The sequence below is a fragment of the Micromonospora pattaloongensis genome, assembly GCF_900107255.1.
In the GTDB taxonomy this organism is placed as follows: Bacteria; Actinomycetota; Actinomycetes; order Mycobacteriales; family Micromonosporaceae; genus Micromonospora_I; species Micromonospora_I pattaloongensis.
The window spans coordinates 501,436-518,594 of the sequence record NZ_FNPH01000004.1 but is presented as its reverse complement, the minus strand read 5'-3'; the positions used below and the strand labels follow the sequence as shown (position 1 = coordinate 518,594).

General features: G+C 73.8%; 15 protein-coding genes and 2 pseudogenes. 9 read left to right on the top strand and 8 right to left on the bottom strand.

Annotated elements, in window-relative coordinates:
* Positions 1-48 precede the first annotated feature (48 nt).
* Positions 49-1,533: a glycoside hydrolase family 43 protein gene (locus tag BLW47_RS14755; RefSeq protein ID WP_281247272.1), complete on the bottom strand. Its 1,485-nt coding sequence runs from the start codon at positions 1,531-1,533 to the stop codon at positions 49-51.
* A gap of 311 nt (positions 1,534-1,844) precedes the next feature.
* Positions 1,845-2,939, bottom strand: a complete 1,095-nt coding sequence (locus BLW47_RS14750; protein WP_091556638.1) for an endo-1,4-beta-xylanase — start codon at positions 2,937-2,939, stop codon at positions 1,845-1,847.
* 242 nt (positions 2,940-3,181) lie between these two features.
* Between BLW47_RS14750 and BLW47_RS14745 the strand changes: the two genes are divergently transcribed.
* From BLW47_RS14745 to BLW47_RS14735, 3 genes and pseudogenes are all read left to right on the top strand, one after another.
* Positions 3,182-4,204, top strand: coding sequence for a LacI family DNA-binding transcriptional regulator (locus tag BLW47_RS14745; protein ID WP_091556636.1), 1,023 nt, complete (start codon positions 3,182-3,184; stop codon positions 4,202-4,204).
* Positions 4,205-4,441: 237 nt separating this feature from the next.
* A pseudogene (locus BLW47_RS25380) lies at positions 4,442-4,774 on the top strand (BatC protein); the annotation flags it as partial.
* A 313-nt stretch (positions 4,775-5,087) separates the two neighbouring features.
* Complete coding sequence (locus BLW47_RS14735; protein WP_091556632.1) at positions 5,088-6,377, top strand: cupin domain-containing protein; 1,290 nt, start codon at positions 5,088-5,090, stop codon at positions 6,375-6,377.
* A gap of 23 nt (positions 6,378-6,400) precedes the next feature.
* Here the strand turns inward: BLW47_RS14735 and BLW47_RS14730 are convergent, their stop codons facing one another.
* Positions 6,401-6,823 carry a PIN domain-containing protein gene (locus tag BLW47_RS14730; RefSeq protein WP_139307300.1) on the bottom strand — a complete coding sequence of 141 codons (423 nt, stop codon included), beginning with the start codon at positions 6,821-6,823 and terminating at the stop codon, positions 6,401-6,403.
* A 123-nt stretch (positions 6,824-6,946) separates the two neighbouring features.
* Between BLW47_RS14730 and BLW47_RS14725 the strand changes: the two genes are divergently transcribed.
* The 3 genes and pseudogenes from BLW47_RS14725 to BLW47_RS14715 all read left to right on the top strand — a co-directional run.
* The gene (locus tag BLW47_RS14725) at positions 6,947-9,529 is read left to right on the top strand and encodes an ATP-dependent Clp protease ATP-binding subunit (protein ID WP_091556629.1); all 2,583 of its coding nucleotides are present in this window, start codon (positions 6,947-6,949) and stop codon (positions 9,527-9,529) included.
* 13 nt (positions 9,530-9,542) lie between these two features.
* Complete coding sequence (locus BLW47_RS14720; protein ID WP_091556627.1) at positions 9,543-9,740, top strand: hypothetical protein; 198 nt, start codon at positions 9,543-9,545, stop codon at positions 9,738-9,740.
* A 30-nt stretch (positions 9,741-9,770) separates the two neighbouring features.
* Positions 9,771-10,112, top strand: a pseudogene (locus BLW47_RS14715) (DUF3140 domain-containing protein); the annotation flags it as partial.
* A gap of 127 nt (positions 10,113-10,239) precedes the next feature.
* On the opposite strand, the gene BLW47_RS14710 reads toward BLW47_RS14715, so the two are convergent.
* The 3 genes from BLW47_RS14710 to BLW47_RS14700 form a co-directional block, all read right to left on the bottom strand.
* Positions 10,240-10,485 (bottom strand): hypothetical protein, encoded by a 246-nt coding sequence (locus tag BLW47_RS14710; RefSeq protein ID WP_091556623.1) that lies wholly within the window; start codon positions 10,483-10,485, stop codon positions 10,240-10,242.
* A gap of 55 nt (positions 10,486-10,540) precedes the next feature.
* On the bottom strand, positions 10,541-11,548 hold the full coding sequence (locus BLW47_RS14705; protein WP_091556621.1) for a LysR family transcriptional regulator: 1,008 nt from the start codon (positions 11,546-11,548) through the stop codon (positions 10,541-10,543).
* A gap of 235 nt (positions 11,549-11,783) precedes the next feature.
* Positions 11,784-12,416 (bottom strand): hemerythrin domain-containing protein, encoded by a 633-nt coding sequence (locus BLW47_RS14700; protein ID WP_091556619.1) that lies wholly within the window; start codon positions 12,414-12,416, stop codon positions 11,784-11,786.
* Between the two features lie 123 nt (positions 12,417-12,539).
* Here BLW47_RS14700 and BLW47_RS14695 point away from each other — a divergent pair, with 123 nt between their 5' ends.
* Positions 12,540-13,868 carry a M20/M25/M40 family metallo-hydrolase gene (locus BLW47_RS14695; protein WP_091556842.1) on the top strand — a complete coding sequence of 443 codons (1,329 nt, stop codon included), beginning with the start codon at positions 12,540-12,542 and terminating at the stop codon, positions 13,866-13,868.
* 78 nt (positions 13,869-13,946) lie between these two features.
* Positions 13,947-14,609, top strand: coding sequence for a hypothetical protein (locus BLW47_RS14690; RefSeq protein WP_091556616.1), 663 nt, complete (start codon positions 13,947-13,949; stop codon positions 14,607-14,609).
* A gap of 13 nt (positions 14,610-14,622) precedes the next feature.
* On the opposite strand, the gene BLW47_RS14685 is transcribed toward BLW47_RS14690, so the two are convergent.
* Both BLW47_RS14685 and BLW47_RS14680 read right to left on the bottom strand, forming a co-directional pair.
* Positions 14,623-14,814, bottom strand: coding sequence for a DUF5703 family protein (locus BLW47_RS14685; RefSeq protein ID WP_091556614.1), 192 nt, complete (start codon positions 14,812-14,814; stop codon positions 14,623-14,625).
* Between the two features lie 113 nt (positions 14,815-14,927).
* The gene (locus tag BLW47_RS14680; RefSeq protein ID WP_091556612.1) at positions 14,928-15,899 is read right to left on the bottom strand and encodes an aldo/keto reductase; all 972 of its coding nucleotides are present in this window, start codon (positions 15,897-15,899) and stop codon (positions 14,928-14,930) included.
* A 206-nt stretch (positions 15,900-16,105) separates the two neighbouring features.
* Here BLW47_RS14680 and BLW47_RS14675 point away from each other — a divergent pair, with 206 nt between their 5' ends.
* Positions 16,106-17,158 carry an LLM class F420-dependent oxidoreductase gene (locus BLW47_RS14675; protein ID WP_091556609.1) on the top strand — a complete coding sequence of 351 codons (1,053 nt, stop codon included), beginning with the start codon at positions 16,106-16,108 and terminating at the stop codon, positions 17,156-17,158.
* Position 17,159 lies beyond the last annotated feature (1 nt).

Below are 17,159 nucleotides of genomic sequence, written 5' to 3'. Positions count from 1 at the left end.
AACGCACGAGGTGGGGTGGAACAACGGCCGCGGCCGCAGGGAGCGGGGTCAGAAGTCGGGCAGCGCGTCGTCGTCGCCGACGTAGTCGTACCAGTCGACCTCCACGGTGCCGGCCCCGACGTACATGCCGATCACCCGGCCGGTGAAGCCGCCCGCGACCTCGGTGGACAGGTATCTGCCGTCGAGTTCGGCCAGCGGCACGAATCGCCCGTCGTCCTCCTCGACCCCGAGGCTGACGACGTCCGGCTCCTGCCGCGGGTGGTCCGGGCTGGCGGCCGAGGCGCGGATCTCGATCCGCAACACGACCGGACCGCCGCGCAGCGCCCGCTCGCCCAGCGACTGCGCCAACGGCCCGATCCGGGCCCGCGCCGTCGCCGTCCGCCCGGTGATCTCCACGGCGTAGTGGTGCTGTTCGTCCAGGCGCACCGCGAGCCCGCCGCGGCCGTGCGCGGCGTCGATCCGGGCGCGCACCCGTGCGTTGAGGTGCCCCTGCCGGCGGCCGACGAAGGTGACGCCCGGGTCGTCGAGCGACCGTGCGCCGGGGCGCAGCGTCAGCCAACCCGGGCGTTCGGCCAGCGAGACCCGGTCGGGCGTCCGGGAGCGGAGTGAGATCCACTGCGGGGCCAGCGTGGGCGTGCTGAAGTCGTCGCGGACCGGCGGGTCGGGCCAGGGCGCCGGCGCCAGGGAGGGTCCCTTCATCTCCAGCCCGACCTCGCCCACGACCGGCCAGCCGTCGACCCAGCTGACCGGCGCGAGAAACGTCTCCCGGCCCAGCACGTGCCAGCCCGGCGTGCCGCCGCGCAGACGCGCGCCCAGGAACACCAGCCACCAGGACCCGTCGTGCGCCTGCACCAGGTCGCCGTGCCCGGTGTTCTGGATCGGGTTGTCCGTGCCGCGGTGGGTGAGGATCGGATTGCTGGGGCACGGCTCGAAGGGGCCGGTGGGGGCGGGGCCGCGCGCGACCGAGACCGCGTGGCCCTGTTCCGTACCGCCCTCGGCGATCAGCAGGTACCACAGGTCGTCGTTCCGGTACAGGTGCGGCGCCTCCGGGTACTGCCCGCCGGTGCCGGACCAGAGCCGCCGGGGCGCCTCCAGGGCGCGGCCGGTCACCGGATCGATGCGCACCTGCGCGATCCCCGCGTAGGTGCACCAGCAGTTGCCCTCGTCGTCCCAGGCCAAATCCGGATCGATGCCGGGCACGGCGGGCAGGTGCACCGGCTCCGACCACGGGCCGGCCGGGTCGTCCGCGGTCACGATCAGGGTGCCGCGGTGGGGGACGTTGGACGTGATCAGCCAGAACCGGCCGTCGTGGTGGCGCAGCGTCGGGGCGTAGACGCCGCCGGAGGAGGGCATGGTCTCCGGCAGCCGGAGCTGGGTCGGCCGGTCCAGCGCGTTGCCGATCTGGCGCCAGTGCGCCAGGTCCCGGCTGTGGAAGATCGGCACGCCGGGGAAGTACTCGAAGCTGGAGCACGCCAGGTAGTAGTCCTCGCCGACGCGACAGACGCTCGGGTCGGGGTGGCAGCCACTGATGATCGGGTTGCTGAAGGTGCCGTTCGTGGAACTGATCGGATCCTCCGGGGGCTCGGGTGGGGGGCGGGTCGGCGTCCCCGCGGGGACGCCGACCCGACCGTCGCCTGGTGCGGATCAGTGCTCGCTGACACCGTAGTCAACGCGCGCGCCGGCGGCTCGACCGATCCGCTCCGCCCCGACGGGCGCAGCCTCCCGATCTCGTCACCGGGTGGGTCTTTCTGGGTACCGTACGTGGTTGCGCACGTACCCGCTGTCCGCCCACTGGTGCCGAACCCCGTGCCGCCCCGCCGCGCCGGATCGCCGGTGCGGCGGCTTCACCGCCGGCCGCGGCTCCCGGCGAGAGTGAGCGTGCTGGAGACCGCCGCGTGCGCGGGCTTCGGCCCGTAGTTCTCGTCGAGGAGGTTCGCCGCGCCCTCGCCCTCGAACCAGTCCGGCACCCACGAGTACTTGTCGGTGAAGCCCCAGACGGTGTACGACACGCACTTGCGGGCGAGCAGGCACGCCTGCAGCAGCGCGCTGTAGGCGAACGCCTGCGCCTGCAGCTTGGTCGCGTCCGCCGGCATCGGCATCCGGACGTCCACCTCGGTGAACGCGGTCTCCACGCCGAGCGCGTCGAAGCGCTGCAGGTTCTCCAGCACCTGGCCGGGGAAGCCGTACTGCACACCGAGGTGGCCCTGGATGCCGAAGCCGTGCACCGGCACGCCCTCGCTGCGCAGCTGCTTGATCAGGTTGTAGTACGCGGTGCTCTTGGCGTTGATCCCCTCCACGTTGTAGTCGTTGAGGTAGAGGCGTGCCTTCGGGTCGGCCTGGTGCGCCCAGCGCAGCGCGTCGGCGACGTACCCGGGCCCGAGCTTCTCCAGCCAGATGGTGTTCCGCCACTGGCCGTCGTCGGTGAAGATCTCGTTGGCGACGTCCCAGTGCCAGATCCGCCCCTTGAAGTGCCGCACCTCGTCCTGGATGTGCTTCTTCAGGATCTGGCGCAGCTCCGCGGAGCTGAAGTCGCCCTCCGTCACCCAGCTGGGGTTCTGGTTGTGCCACACGAGCGTGTGTCCGCGGACGAGCTGCCGGTTGGCGCGGGCGAAGTCGACCAGCTGGTCGGCGGCGGCCCAGTCGTGCGCGCCGCGCTGCGGCTCGGTCGCCTCCCACTTCATGACGTTCTCGGCGGTGACGGTGTTGAACTCCCGCGCGACGTGCTCGCGGTAGGGGGTGTCCGAGGCGAGCGCGTCCATGTTGACCGCGGTGCCGATGCGGACGTCGGCGCGGGCGGCCAGGGCCCGCAACGTCGGGCCGGTCGCCGGCTCCGACCCGGCGGCCGGGCCGGCGGTGGCCGCGAGCGGTGCCGCGGCGGTCAGCGAGATGAGGACGGCGGTCGCCGTCGCGGCGGTCGCGACGGCCCGGGTCAGCTTCATGCGGGACCTCTCGGGGTGCGAGGGGATGGGGGATGTCGAAGCACTCCGGAGCGCGGCCGGCGAGGCATCCGGGTCAACTTCCGGAACACTTCCGTAACTTGTGGGAAACGCTAGGGTTCGCCGGCGCGGGCAGTCAACCCCCGTTGCCGGGGCCAAACAACGCCCGGCGGCGTTCGGGGAGCCGGTTCGGTCATCGAAAGTGTTTCGGTCGTACCCTGGAGCCCTCACCGAAGGAGCAGCCCGTGACGGTCGACGAAGGACGCAGGATCACCATCACCGCCATCGCCCAGGAGGCCGGCGTCTCGGTGCCGACCGTCTCGCGCGTGCTCAACGGGCGCAGCGACGTCTCGCCGCAGACGCGTGAACGCGTGGAGGAGCTGCTGCGCCGGCACGGCTACCGGCGTCGCGTGACGCGGGCGCGGGCCGGGGCGAGCCTGATCGATCTGGTCTTCAACGATCTCGACAGCCCGTGGGCAGTGGAGATCATCCGCGGCGTCGAGGACGTGGCGCACGCCGCCGGGGTGGGCACGGTCGTCTCCGCCATCCACCGCCGCTCCACCTCCACCCGGCAGTGGCTGCAGAACCTGCGCACCCGGGCCACCGACGGCGTCATCCTGGTCGCCAGCGATCTGGCCCCACCGGGCTACTCCGAGCTGCGTCGGCTCAACGTGCCGATGGTGCTGGTCGACCCCGCCGGCGTGCCGAGCGTGGACATCCCGACCATCGGCGCGACCAACTGGGCCGGCGGGCTGCGCGCGACCGAGCACCTGCTCTCGCTCGGCCACCGGCGGATCGGCTTCATCGCCGGCGCCCCGCAGATGCTGTGCAGCCGAGCCCGGCTGGACGGTTACCGCGCCGCGTTGGAGGCGGCCGGCCTCCCGGTCGCCGACGAGCTCATCCGACCGGGGGACTTCTTCCACGAGTCGGGCTTCGAAGGGACGCACGCGCTGCTCGATCTCCCCGAGCCGCCGACGGCGATCTTCGCCTCCAGCGACCAGATGGCGTTCGGGGTGTACGAGGCCGTGCGGCGGCGGGGGCTGCGGGTGCCGGACGACGTCAGCGTGGTCGGCTTCGACGACCTGCCCGAGGCGCGCTGGGCATCGCCGCCGCTGACCACCGTGCGGCAGCCGCTGGCCGAGATGGGCCTGCTCGCGGCCCGTACGGTGCTGCGGCTGGCGCAGGGCGAGTCGCTCGAATCGCCCCGGATCGAGCTCTCGACCGACCTCGTCGTCCGGGACAGCTCCGCTCCGCTCGTGACCGGCTGACCGCGGCCACGCCCCACCGGCCCCACGCGGGCGTACGGGTGATCCAGCGGGGCAGTTTTCCGGCATGTTTCCGGTAACTCGTCGGACCGCTGACGTCGTGGACGGCGTCACCGGCGTGCGCGGGCGCGGGCCTGCGGCCACACGCGGCGCGCCGCCGATCGCGGCGGTTAGGGCGCCGCGCACCGGGTATGCGCCGGTCGCGACGCGGCGCTGCGCCGGCCGGGGATGGGGGCTCGGATGCGACTCGATGACGACGACATCAGGACGACCGGTGGTGGCCGTCCGGGTGAGGGGCCGGCGGACGGTGGCGCGGACCCGGCGGGGCGCGACGGCGGCGCGGACGGCGCCGCCCGGGACGAGGGGCCCGCCGACGGCGGCGCCACGCCGGGGCAGCAGGACGGCGGCGCGGACGGCGGCGCCGGCGCACGGCGGGCCGAGGGCCCCGCCGACGGTGGCGTCAACCCGGCCGGTCGGGATGGCGGCGCCGACGGCGCGGCCCGCCCCGCCGCCGACGCGGCGGTCGACCGTGGCGCGGACCGGGGTGTCGAGCGCGGCGCCGACGCGGGGGCGGACGTCGGCGCGGACCGGGGTGTCGAGCGCGGCGCCGACGCGGGGGCGGACGTCGGCGCGGATCGGGGTGTCGAGCGCGGCGCCGACGCGGGGGCGGACGTCGGCGCGGATCGGGGTGTCGAGCGCGGCGCCGACGCGGGCGCGGACACCGGGGCCGACCGCGGCGCCCTGCGCGGCATCGAGGAGGTCACCGACCGCGGTGGCGACCGCGGCGCCGAACGGGGCATCGACGCCGGCGCGGACCGGGGAGCGATCCCGAACGAGGGCCCGGCCGACGGCGGCGCCACCCCGGGTCAGCAGGACGGCGGGGCCGATGGCAGCGCGGTCCGTCGCTGAGCCGGTCCAGCGGATCACCGCCGCGCCGCCGCCCGGTGGACGCCCCGCCCTCGCCCGGTGCGTGGCCGCCGACCCCGACACCTTCGCGGCCCGCTACTGGGGGCGCGCGCCGCTGTTGTCGCCGGCGGCGGAACTCGCCGGACCGGACGGCTTCACCGACCTGTTCAGCCCGGCCGACGCCGACGAACTGCTCAGCCGTCGTGGCCTGCGGACGCCGTTTCTGCGGGTCGCCAGGGACGGACGGGTGCTGCCCGAGTCGCGCTACGCCGGCGCCGGCGGCGCGGGCGCCGAGATCACCGACCAGGTCCTCGACGAGCGGGTGCTCGGCCTGTACGCCGACGGCGCCACCCTCGTGCTGCAGGGGCTGCACCGGGTGTGGCCGGCGCTCATAGACTTCAGCCGGGAGCTCGCCGGGACGTTGGGGCAGCCGCTCCAGGTCAACGCGTACCTGACGCCCCCCGGCAACCAGGGCTTCGCCACCCACTACGACACCCATGACGTCTTCGTGCTGCAGGTCGACGGCCACAAACGGTGGCGGGTGCATGAGCCGGTCCTGCCCGATCCGCTGGAGCGGCAGCCCTGGGGTGGGCGCGCCGACGAGGTGTCCGCGGTGGCCGAGGGGCCGTCGACGCTGGACGTGGAGCTCGCGCCGGGCGACGCGCTCTACCTGCCGCGGGGCTGGCTGCACAGTGCCCGGGCGCAGCGCGGCAGTTCCCTGCACCTGACCGTGGGGGTCCGGGCGCTGACGCGCTACGCCCTGGTCGAGGCGCTGCTCGACCTCGCCGCCGAGGACCGGCGGCTGCGTGCGACGCTTCCGCTCGGGCTGGACGTGGCCGACCCCGACCGGATCGCCCCGGAACTCACGGCGACGCTCGCCGCGCTGCGCAGTTGGCTGGCCGAGGCGGCCCCCGCGGCCGTGGCCGCCCGGCTGCGGCAGCGGGCCTGGCCGGCGACGCGGCCCGCGCCGATCCGGCCGCTGGCCCAGGCCGCGCTGCTCGACGCGGTCACCGCCGACACCCGGCTGGCGCCCCGCCCCGGACTGCGCTGGCGGCTCGTACCGGACGGCGACCACGTGGCGCTGCAGATCTTCGACCGCACCGTCAGCTTTCCCGCGCGGTGCGCCCCGGCGGTACGGGCGCTGCTGGCCGGCGACGTCCGCCGGGTGGGCGAGCTGCCCGGGCTCGACGACGACCGTGACCGCGTCGTGCTCGCCCGCCGGCTGCTGCGGGAGGCGGTCGCGATCCCGGCCGACGACCCTCCGGAATGACACGGGGCGTGCGTCGCGGGGTGTCAGTCCGGCGGCTCGCCGGCGGAGCGGTCCGCCGCCGCGTCCCGTACGGCGTCCAGCGTGCGCGGCCCCCACGGCTGGGCGCCGAGCGCGGCGATCCGACCGCGCAGTTCCCGGTCGGCGGTGACCACCACCACGGGTCGGCGCGGCGCCTCGGCGGCGACCAGCGCGACGATCGCGTCGTCGCCGGAGCGCGGCGCCGGCACGACCCGGACCCCGTCGCTGCCGGGCACGCCGCGGGCGGCCCCCTCCACCACCAGCACCACGTCCAGCGGCGCCGGCAGTGGCGGCAGACCCGCGGTCGCGACGCCGGCCAGGGCGTCGCGCAGCCGCCGGGTCGCCCCCGGCCGGTCGCGCCACCACCCGTCGGGGCGGGAGCCGACCACGTTGGCCGCGTCGACGATCAGCAAGGGGGTGGGTCGCATCCCTCCAGCGTCGCACCGATGAACGTTTGTCGGCGCGAGGGTCGGGTAGGCAGCGAACATGCGATCACTTTCCGGTAGCGACCGGAGCCGTGGGGCGGAGCAGAGAAGGACGGGGAGTAGGGCATGACCGGACCGTTCGGACGCGGTGGCCGGGGCGGAGACCCGTGGGAAGAGCTGTTGGCGCGGTTCCTCGCCGGGGGCGAACCGCGACTGCCCGTACACCGGGTCGATATCACCCGGCTGATGAGCGCGGACGCCCGCGAGCTGCTCATCGACGCCGCCCGGCGGGCGGCGCGGTCGGGCACCAGCGACCTCGACACAGATCACCTTCTCTGGGCCGCGCTGCAACGGCAACCGCTGCGCGAGCTCGTCCGCCGGGCCGGGGCGGACCCCGACGCGCTGCTCGACCAGCTCGGTGGTGGCGGCGGCGTGCCCGGCGGCGACATCCCGATGAACATGACGCTGACCCCCGCCGCGAAGCGGGGTCTGCTCGACGCGCATCAGCTCTCCCGCGCCACCGGCGCGACCTACATCGGGCCCGAGCACATCCTGATGGCGCTCGCCCTGAACCGGGAGTCGGCCGCGGGCCGGATGCTGGCCGCGAGTCGGCTGGAGCCGCAGTCGCTGCGCTCGGCCACCGCCGAGCGCGCCGGCGCTCCGGCGGCCGCGCCCGACCACGGCACCCCCACCCTCGACCAGTACGGCACGGACCTGACCGAGTGCGCCCGGCAGGGCTCGATCGACCCGGTCATCGGCCGCGCCGACGAGATCGAGCAGGCGGTCGAGATCCTCTCCCGGCGTACCAAGAACAATCCCGTCCTCATCGGCGAGGCCGGCGTCGGCAAGACCGCCATCGTGGAGGGGCTCGCCCAGCGCATCGTCGACGGCGACGTGCCGCAGACGCTGGCGAACAAGCGGGTCGTCCAGCTCGACATCACCGGGCTGGTCGCCGGCACCCGCTACCGCGGCGACTTCGAGGAGCGGTTGAAGAAGGTCATGGACGAGATCGCCGCGCACAGCGACGAGCTCATCGTCTTCATCGACGAGCTGCACACCGTGGTCGGCGCCGGCGGGGGCGGCGGCGAGGGGTCGATGGACGCCAGCAACATGCTCAAGCCCGCGTTGGCGCGGGGGCAGTTGCGCGTCGTCGGGGCCACGACGCTGGACGAGTACCGCACGAGCATCGAGAAGGACGCGGCGCTGGCCCGCCGGTTCCAGCCGGTGCTGGTGCCCGAGCCCACCGTCGACGACACGGTGTCGATCCTGCGCGGCCTGCGGGACCGCTACGAGGCGCATCACCAGGTGCGTTTCACCGACCAGGCGCTGGTGGCCGCGGCCCAGCTGGCCGACCGGTACATCGCCGACCGTTTCCTGCCCGACAAGGCCATCGACCTGATCGACCAGGCGGGGGCGCGGGTGCGGCTGCGCACCCGTACGCCGGCGGCGAACGTGCGGGACCTGGAGCGGCAGCTGGAGCAGTTGCAGCGGGACAAGGACCAGGCGGTCGCCGACGAGCAGTACGAGCGGGCGTCGGCGCTGCGGGACCGGATCAACGAGACGCGCGACCGGATAGAGCAGGCGCGGTCCGGCGGGGACGGCGCGCAGCCGGCGGTCCCGAAGGTCGACATGCAGGAGATCGCCGAGGTGGTCGCGCGGGCGACCGGGATTCCGGTCAGCCAGCTCACCGAGGAGGAGCGGGAGCGGCTGCTGCGGCTGGAACGGCAACTGCACGAGCGGGTGGTCGGCCAGGACGAGGCGGTGAACGCGGTCGCCGAGGCGGTGCGGCGGTCACGCGCGGGTCTGGGCGACCCGAACCGGCCGGTCGGAAGCTTCCTGTTCCTCGGACCCACCGGCGTCGGCAAGACCGAGCTCGCCCGCGCGTTGGCGGCCGCGCTCTTCGGCGACGAGGACCGGATGATCCGGCTGGACATGAGCGAGTTCCAGGAGCGGCACACCGTCAGCCGGCTCGTCGGGGCGCCGCCGGGCTACGTCGGCTACCAGGAGGCGGGGCAGCTGACCGAGGCGGTGCGCCGCCGGCCGTACGCCGTGGTGCTGCTCGACGAGATCGAGAAGGCCCACCCGGACGTCTTCAACATCCTGTTGCAGGTGCTGGACGACGGCCGGTTGACCGACAGCCAGGGCCGGACCGTGAACTTCACCAACACCGTCATGATCATGACGAGCAACGTGGGCTCCGAGATCATCACCGCGGGACCGCGGCGGGCGTTCGGCTTCGGCGGCGAGGGCGGGGAGGCCGAGAAGGAGGGCGCCGACGCCGAGGCGCGTGAGCAGCGCGAGCGGCTCATGAAGCGGCTGCAGGACTTCTTCCGGCCGGAGTTCATCAACCGGATCGACGAGGTCATCATCTTCCGGCAACTGGAGCGCGACCAGCTGCGGCAGATCACCGAGCTGCTGCTGGAGGAGACGCGGCGGCGACTGCACTCGCAGGACATCGCGGTGGAGATCACCGACGCGGCCGAGGACTGGATCGCCGAGCACGGCCACCAGCCGGAGTTCGGGGCGCGACCGATGCGCCGCACCATCCAACGGGAGGTGGACAACGAGCTGTCCAGGATGGTGCTGGAGGGCGCGCTGTCGGCGGGGCAGTGCGTGCGGATCGACGCGCGCGAGGACAAGCTCGTGTTCAGCGTCTCCGATGGCGGCGCACCGCGGCGTACGCCGGCGGAGGCGACCGCCCGGCGATGAGAGGAGGGGCCCGATGTACCAGCCCGAGGAGAATTCGCACAAGTCCCGCAAGACCGACGACGTGCTGCTGCGGGGACCGGGTCGCAAGGAGCCCGAGGCCAAGCGGCTGCCGCCACCGCCGCCCGCGGAGGAGGTGCTCAGCGAGCCGGTCGGCCGGGTGACGCGCCGCGACGGCGTGGAGCCGGCGGCCGGGCCGGAACCGCCGGAGTGACGACAGCCGGGGTGTGAGAGGGGGACGGCGATGGCCAGGCGCTACCGCATCGACGCCGACGTGGATCAGCTGTGGGAGGACTTCCACGCGTGCGTCAACGTCAGCTCCGCGCAGCTGCGCGCGTGGCTGATGACCGAGGGCTCGCGGGAGGAGGCGTTCACCGATCCGAAGATGAACCTCGACAGCCGGGGCGGGGCGATCATGGCGATCCTCGGCAAGCGCAAGGTCGACCTCACCGACGACGACATCGCGGTGATGTCCGAGACCGTCGAGGACGTCCAGCGGTTGCTGGAGCGGCGACCGCCGAACGGCCCCAGCGACGACCGGTGGCGGCGGGCGCTGCTCGATCTGGGGCACGACCCGCTGCAGGAGCCGAAGGACAGCCTGCGCTCCGAGCGCGGCCGCGAGACGCTGCACCACAGCGACGGCGGCGGGCGCCGCACGTAGCGGGTCGCGCCACCGGCGCGCCAGTCGTCGGCGTCGAGGCTGGGCCGGCGCGTCAGTCGTCGGCGTCGAGGCTGGGCATGGTCAGCCCCAGCGCGTCGAGCGCCGCCTCCCGGTCGGCGCGCCGCGCCTCCTCGATCGCGATCAGATTCGAGAACTCGACGATCTCGGCGGCGGTCGGCGTCGGCGGCACGCGGCGCAGGAACGCCTCGATCTCGCGGGCGGCCGCGGTGTACGCCGCGGCGGCCCGCCGCGCCGCCTCCCGGTCGTCGACCCCGTCGGGCGGTGAGGTGTCCGTCATGCCGCACCCCGTACCCCGTCGACACTGGTTGACACCCGTTGGCGAGCGCCCCTTCCTATGCGGAGACCGATAAGAAGGGGCCGTTCCTCTCGCCGGGGTCGGTGGGGAGCTGGGCGCCGAACGTCGGGTTGCGGCGCAGCCAGCGGAGGTATTGCGGGTTGCGGGCCAGTGAGTCGGTGTACGCGGCGGTGGCGTGCGAGAACACCCGGTCGGCGTACCGGGCGGCGGGCGTCTCGGGATGCCACCCCAGCAGCAGCCGCCAGCGCAGCGGCGCGCCGGCCAGCGGCCGGGTGACCAGGCCGGAGATCGGCCGGAAGGTGGCCTGGCAGAGCGCTACCGCCTCGCCGGCCTCCACCAGGTCGATGCAGCCGCGGATGTCGGTCTCGTACATCTTGCGCGGGGTGAAGCCGGCGCGCGCGCAGGCCGCGGCGAAGCAGTCGGCGAAGCAGCCGTCGCCGGGCGCGGCCACCCACTGCTCCTCGGCCAGGGCGTCGAGGTGGACCTCTTCGCCCGCGGCCAGCGGGTGCCCCTCGGGCAGCATCACGAAGACCGCGTCCACCGCCACCGCCCGCCACGACAGGCCGAACTCCGCCGACGGCACCGCGTCGCCGCAGACCCCGGAGAGCGCGTAGTCCAACCGTCCGCCGAGCACCATCTGCGCGAGCTCGTCGACGTACCAGGACGCGTACGTGCTGATCTGCGCGTGCGGGTGGTCGGCGGCGAGCCGGTGCACGAGCCCGCCGAGGATGGGGCTGTTGACCCCGCCCAGCCGGAACCGGTCCATCACCGTGCCGGTGCCGGCGAGCCGTGCCGCCTCGTCCTGCAGGCCCTTCATGGCCGGCAGCAGCACCCGCGCCCGGGCCAACACCAGCTCACCCAGCGCGGTCGGGCGCGCACCCCGGCGGTCGCGCTCGAACAGCGGTCCGCCCAGGGTCCGCTCGATGCGCTGGAGCTGAGCGGTGAGGGCCGGCTGCGCCAGGCCCAACATCGAGGCAGCCTTCGTCACGCTGCCCGTCTCCGCGATGGCGACGACCACTTTCAGGTGCCGCAGCTCCAGGTTCATAGCGTGACGGTAGGACCTGATTGGGATCGACGGGAAGACCTTCGGCCAGTGAAAGATCCGCCAACCGTGAAGAACTGGGTAACCGTTCGGTTACCTAATTCTCACGGCCTGCCCACAGTAGGTCACGTTCAGTAACGAGCCGCACGTCGGACGCCGCAAGATCATCGATGCGTTGACTCTCGGTGTTAACACAGACACGCGATGCCCGGCCCGCGGCTCCGGGCATCCGCGGCGGTCACGGCAGATCCGCGATCGACGTACGCCGCCCGGTCGCCACGTCCCGCACCTTGTCCACCACGCCGAGGGCCGGGTCGACCACCTTGTTCCACGGCGGGGTCGCGGGGGCGTCCGGGTGGGGACGGGTCGGCGCCGCCTCCTCGGCGATCTCGACGCGGTTGCCGAGCCGCACCAGCTCCTCCCGGGTGGCCGACGCCCGCAGTCGCGGCAGCAGCCGCGTCGCGGCCGCCTCCACGTGCCGGCGCAGCCGGCCGGCGAGCGTCTCCGCCAGCCGGTCGAACTCCGGATCCGGCGGCGCGGTGCGCTGCAGGTCCCGCAGCGTCCGCAGCAGCGCGCGGTCCTCGGCGATCTCGGCGTCCGCCAGCTCCCGGCCGTCGGGTAGCGCGGCGCGCACCGCCGGGAACAGGTACTGCTCCTCACCCGACAGGTGCCGGGCCAGCGTCGCGGTCAGCACGTCGGCGGTCTCGCGCCGGAGCTGCTGGTCCACGCCCGGGTCGGTGAGCCGCTCGCACAGCAGCGTCAGCTGCCGGTGCTGTTCCGCGAGCAGGTCCACGATGTTGGGGCCACCCGGGTCGTGCGCGGCATCGTCGGGGACGAAGACCGACGGCAGCGGGGGCAGGGGCACGGACACGGTCCCTCCTCGGGGTCGCTCGGCGGACGTCCGCGCGGATACCCGCCGCGCGACCGCGGCAAACGTCGATGCGTGCGGCGGCCGCCACCGGGCGGCGCCGGGTGGGCTGGTATGAAGAACCGCATGGACCGCCACCCCCCGGCGCCGCAGCCGGCCCCGACCGACGAGGTCGTCGAGCTCTGCCGCGACCTGCTCCGCATCGACACCACCAACACCGGCGACAACGCCACCAGCACCGGGGAGCGGGTGGCGGCGGAGTACGTGGCCGACAAGCTCGCCGAGGTCGGCATCGCCGCCGAGATCCACGAGGCGGCGCCGGGCCGGGCCAGCCTGGTCGCCCGGATCCCCGGCACCGACCCCGCCCGCGGCGCCCTGCTGGTGCACGGCCACCTCGACGTCGTCCCCGCCGACCCCGCCGAGTGGTCGGTGCACCCGTTCTCCGGTGAGCTGCGCGACGGCTACCTGTGGGGCCGCGGCGCGATCGACATGAAGGACTTCGACGCCATGGCGCTCGCGGTGGTGCGCGACTGGCAGCGCAGCGGCGTGCGCCCGCCCCGCGACATCGTGCTCGCGTTCACGGCCGACGAGGAGGCCGGCAGCGACTACGGCGCGCACTTCCTGGTCACCGAGCACCCGGAGCTCTTCGAGGGCTGCACGGAGGCCATCGGTGAGGTCGGTGGCTTCTCCTACACCGTCAACAACGACCTGCGGCTCTACCTGATCGAGACGGCCGAGAAGGGCATCGAGTGGCTGCGGCTGCAGGCCCGCGGCCGCCCCGGACACGGCTCGATGGTGAACGACGACAACGCCGTCACCGCGCTCTGCGAGGCGGTCGCGCGGCTGGGCCGGCACCGCTTCCCGGTGGTCGTCACCCCGACCGTGCGGGCCTTCCTCGAAGAGGTCTCCGAGCTGCTCGGCATCGAGCTCGACCTCGACGACCCGGAGGCGGCGATCGCCAAACTCGGACCGATCGCGAACATCATCGGGGCCACCATCCGCAACACCGCCAACCCCACGCGGCTGGACGCCGGATACAAGGACAACGTCATCCCGGGCCGCGCCACCGCCACCATCGACTGCCGCACCCTGCCCGGCAACTCGGAGCTCTTCCTGGAGCAGCTGCGCGCGGTGATCGGCCCGGACCTGGAGATCGAGCACATCCAGCGGCAGCCGGCGCTGGAGACCGACTTCGACGGTCCGCTGGTCGACGCGATGGCGGCGGCGTTGCGTGCCGAGGACCCGGGCGCGCGGGCGGTGCCGTACATGCTCTCCGGTGGCACCGACGCGAAGGCGTTCAACCGGCTCGGTATCCGCTGTTTCGGCTTCGCTCCGCTGCGGCTGCCGCCGGATCTGAATTTCTCCGGCCTCTTCCATGGCATCGACGAGCGGGTACCGGTCGACGGACTACAGTTCGGCGTGCGGGTGCTCGACCGCTTCCTCCGGAACAGCTGACCCGATCGGGGACGGGACAGCCCGCCCCGGCGCGGGGCGGGTCGCACCAACCATCATCGGCGAAGGGACAACCAGACCATGACCGACCAGCACGCGGAGCTCGACGCCGCCCTGGAGCGGGTGATCGAGGCCGCCCGGACGCACCTGGCCGCGGTCAAGGGCGCGCAGGGTCGGATCGACGACGACGGCGTCTGGCAGGCGTACGTCGCGCTCAACAACGCCTCGTACGAGTACGACGAGCTGCTGCTCGACGCGTACGGCGAGGTGACGCCGTGGGACGTGGAGTCCATCGACCCCGACGAGGCCGACCAGCGGTTCGGGGTGGGCATCGGCGGCGTCGACGGGGCGGCGCCGGCCGACCCGCACCCGCACGTGGTGTCGGTGCGGCAGCGGCGCGACTACCGGGTGCCCAGCGTGGCGGCGCTGATCCGGATCGCGGAGGCGGCGCGCCGCGAGGGCACGCCGGACGACGGTGAGAGCGAGCCCGTGGAGACCGTCGGCGAGGCGGTGCTGGAGCTGCTGCAGGCGGGCGACGGGTCGCTGGGCGCCCTGGACATCCCGGAGCTGGAGCCGCTCGACGGGGTGGTGACGGTGCACGAGGTCGCCGAGCGGCTCGACCTCGAGGCGTTCGACGAGGACGACAGCGCCGGCCCGTTCCGGCCGGCGGAGGGGGACCGTCTCGTCGGCCGGCTCGACGAGCACCCGTTCATGCCGCTGGATGCCGACGTCGAGCCGGCCTAGCCGCCCCGGGTCGTCAGTAGGAGAGGCCCGGTTGCGGCCGGTCCGCGACGCGGCGACGCAGCATGACCTGCCGCGTCCCGTCGCGGAACAGCCGCACCCGGGCCAACTCCCAACCGGAGAACTCCGCCTGGATCGCCAGTTGCGCCGCCGCGGTCACCCGATCGACATTCGGCGGCAACCGCAACGGCGCGTATTCGTAGTCCATGCGCTCTATCCTGCCCGCGCCCGCGCCGCCGGCACCACCCCTCGGCGCAGCCGGGGCCGCATTTGAGGTATGTCACGGCAGCGGGTGGGGTACCTCGCGTCGCACCGGGCGTGTCAGCCTTCCCGTTCCGGGTAGCCGACCGGCACCGCGGAGACGTCGTCGAGGGCGATCGCGATCTCTTCCGGCAGCGTCATCCGTTCCACCTGCAGCGCGCCCTGCAGCTGCCCGACGGTCCGGGCCCCCAGGATCGGGGCGACCACGCCGGGCCGGTCGCGGATCCACGCCAGCGCCACCTCCAGCGGCGCGACGCCGAGCCCGCCGGCGGCGGTGACCACCGCCTCGACGATCGCCGAGCAGCGCGGCTCGAGATAGGTGGCGACGAAGGGTTCGAAGTGTGGCGAGGCGGCGCGGGAGTCCGCCGGCCGGCCGTGCCGGTACTTGCCGGTCAGCACCCCGCGTCCGAGCGGCGACCACGGCAGCACGCCGAGCCCGAGCGCCGCGCAGGCCGGCAGCACCTCGCGTTCGACGCCCCGCTCCAGCAGCGAGTACTCCACCTGGGTGGCGACCACGGGCGCCCGACCCGGGTAGGCCGCCTGCCAGGTCGCCGCGCGGGCGGTCTGCCACCCGGAGAAGTTCGAGATCCCGACGTAGCGCACGCGTCCGCTGGCCACCGCGTGGTCGAGCGCGGCGAGCGTCTCCTCCAGCGGGGTGTCCGGGTCGCAGCCGTGCACCTGGAACAGGTCGACGTGATCGGTCCCGAGCCGGCGCAGCGAGGCGTCCAGGGTGCGCAGCAGATGCCCGCGGGAGCCGTCGCGGCGTCGCCCCGGCCCCGGCCGCAGCCCGGCCTTGGTCGCGATGAGCAGGTCGTCGCGGGGGACGAGCGTGCCGATCAGCGACCCGATCACCGCCTCGGCGTCGCCGTCGCCGTACACGTCGGCGGTGTCGATGAGGTTGCCCCCGGCGTCGAGGAAGCTCTTCAGCTGAGCGGCAGCGTCGTCCGCGTCGGTGTCCCGACCCCACGTCATGGTGCCGAGCGCGAGCCGGGAAACCGCCAGCCCGCTTCGGCCCAGCGGTCGCTGTTGCATGGTTGAACCTTATTCAGAACATCGCGTCGCCGATATCCTCGCACCGGTCAAGCGTTGAATCATCTCCCCGCTCGATGCGGGCGCCGATTCCCCGACCGGTGAACCGGCGTATCCGAGCCATTGCGTAACCTCTGGTGCGACTCGTGGCGCCGGAGCCGCTGTGCGCGACAGGCCGGCTCGGTCGCCGCCTTGATGGGGGAGGATCAGTGCGACTCGGACTCAGCCTCGGATATCAGACGGCGTGGAGCACACCGGCCGGGCATCTCGCCCTGGCGCAGGAGGCCGACCGGCTCGGCTATTCGGTGGTGTGGGCGGCCGAGGCCTACGGCTCGGACTCGCCGAGCATGCTGGCCTGGATGGCCGGCCAGACGTCCCGGATCGACCTGGGCGCCGCGGTGATGCAGATCCCGGCCCGGACGCCCGCCGCGACGGCCATGACCGCCGCGACCATCGACACGCTCTCCGGCGGCCGGTTCCGGCTTGGGCTCGGCGTCTCCGGCCCGCAGGTGTCGGAGGGCTGGCACGGGGTCCGCTTCGGCAAGCCGCTGGCGCGCACCCGCGAGTACGTCGACATCGTCAAGCTGGCCATCGCGCGCAAGCAGGTCGAGTACGACGGCGCGCACTACACGCTGCCGCTGCCCGACGGCCCCGGCAAGGCGCTGCGTCTCGGCTTCCACCCGCACCGCGACCACATCCCGATCTACCTGGCCGCCGTCGGCCCGAAGAACCTCGAACTGGCCGGGGAGATCGCGGACGGCTGGCTGGCCATCTTCTTCGCCCCCGAATTCGCCGAGGAGCACCTCGCCGCGGTGCGGGCCGGGCGGGCCAGGGCGGGCAGGGAGCTGGCCGGCTTCGACATCGTGCCCAGCGTCCCCGTCGTCGTGGGCGACGACGTCGCGTCCTGCGCCGAGCTGGTCCGCTGGTACGCCGCGCTCTACGTCGGCGGGATGGGCAGCCGGGAGAAGAACTTCTACAACCAGCTCGCCACCCGGATGGGCTACGGCGACGCCGCGCGCGAGGTGCAGGAGCTCTACCTGTCGGGGCGGCAGCGCGACGCCGCGGCGGCGGTGCCGATGGAGTTCATCGACCGCACCTCGCTGCTCGGCCCGAAGGAGCGCATCGCGGAGCGGATGCGGGAGTACGCGGCCGCCGGCGTCACCACCCTGTCGGTGACGCTCTTCGCCGCCGACGTGGACAGCGGCGTGCAGACCCTGCGCACGGTCGCCGAGGCGCTCGAGCTGTCCGGGGTCGGCGAGTGAA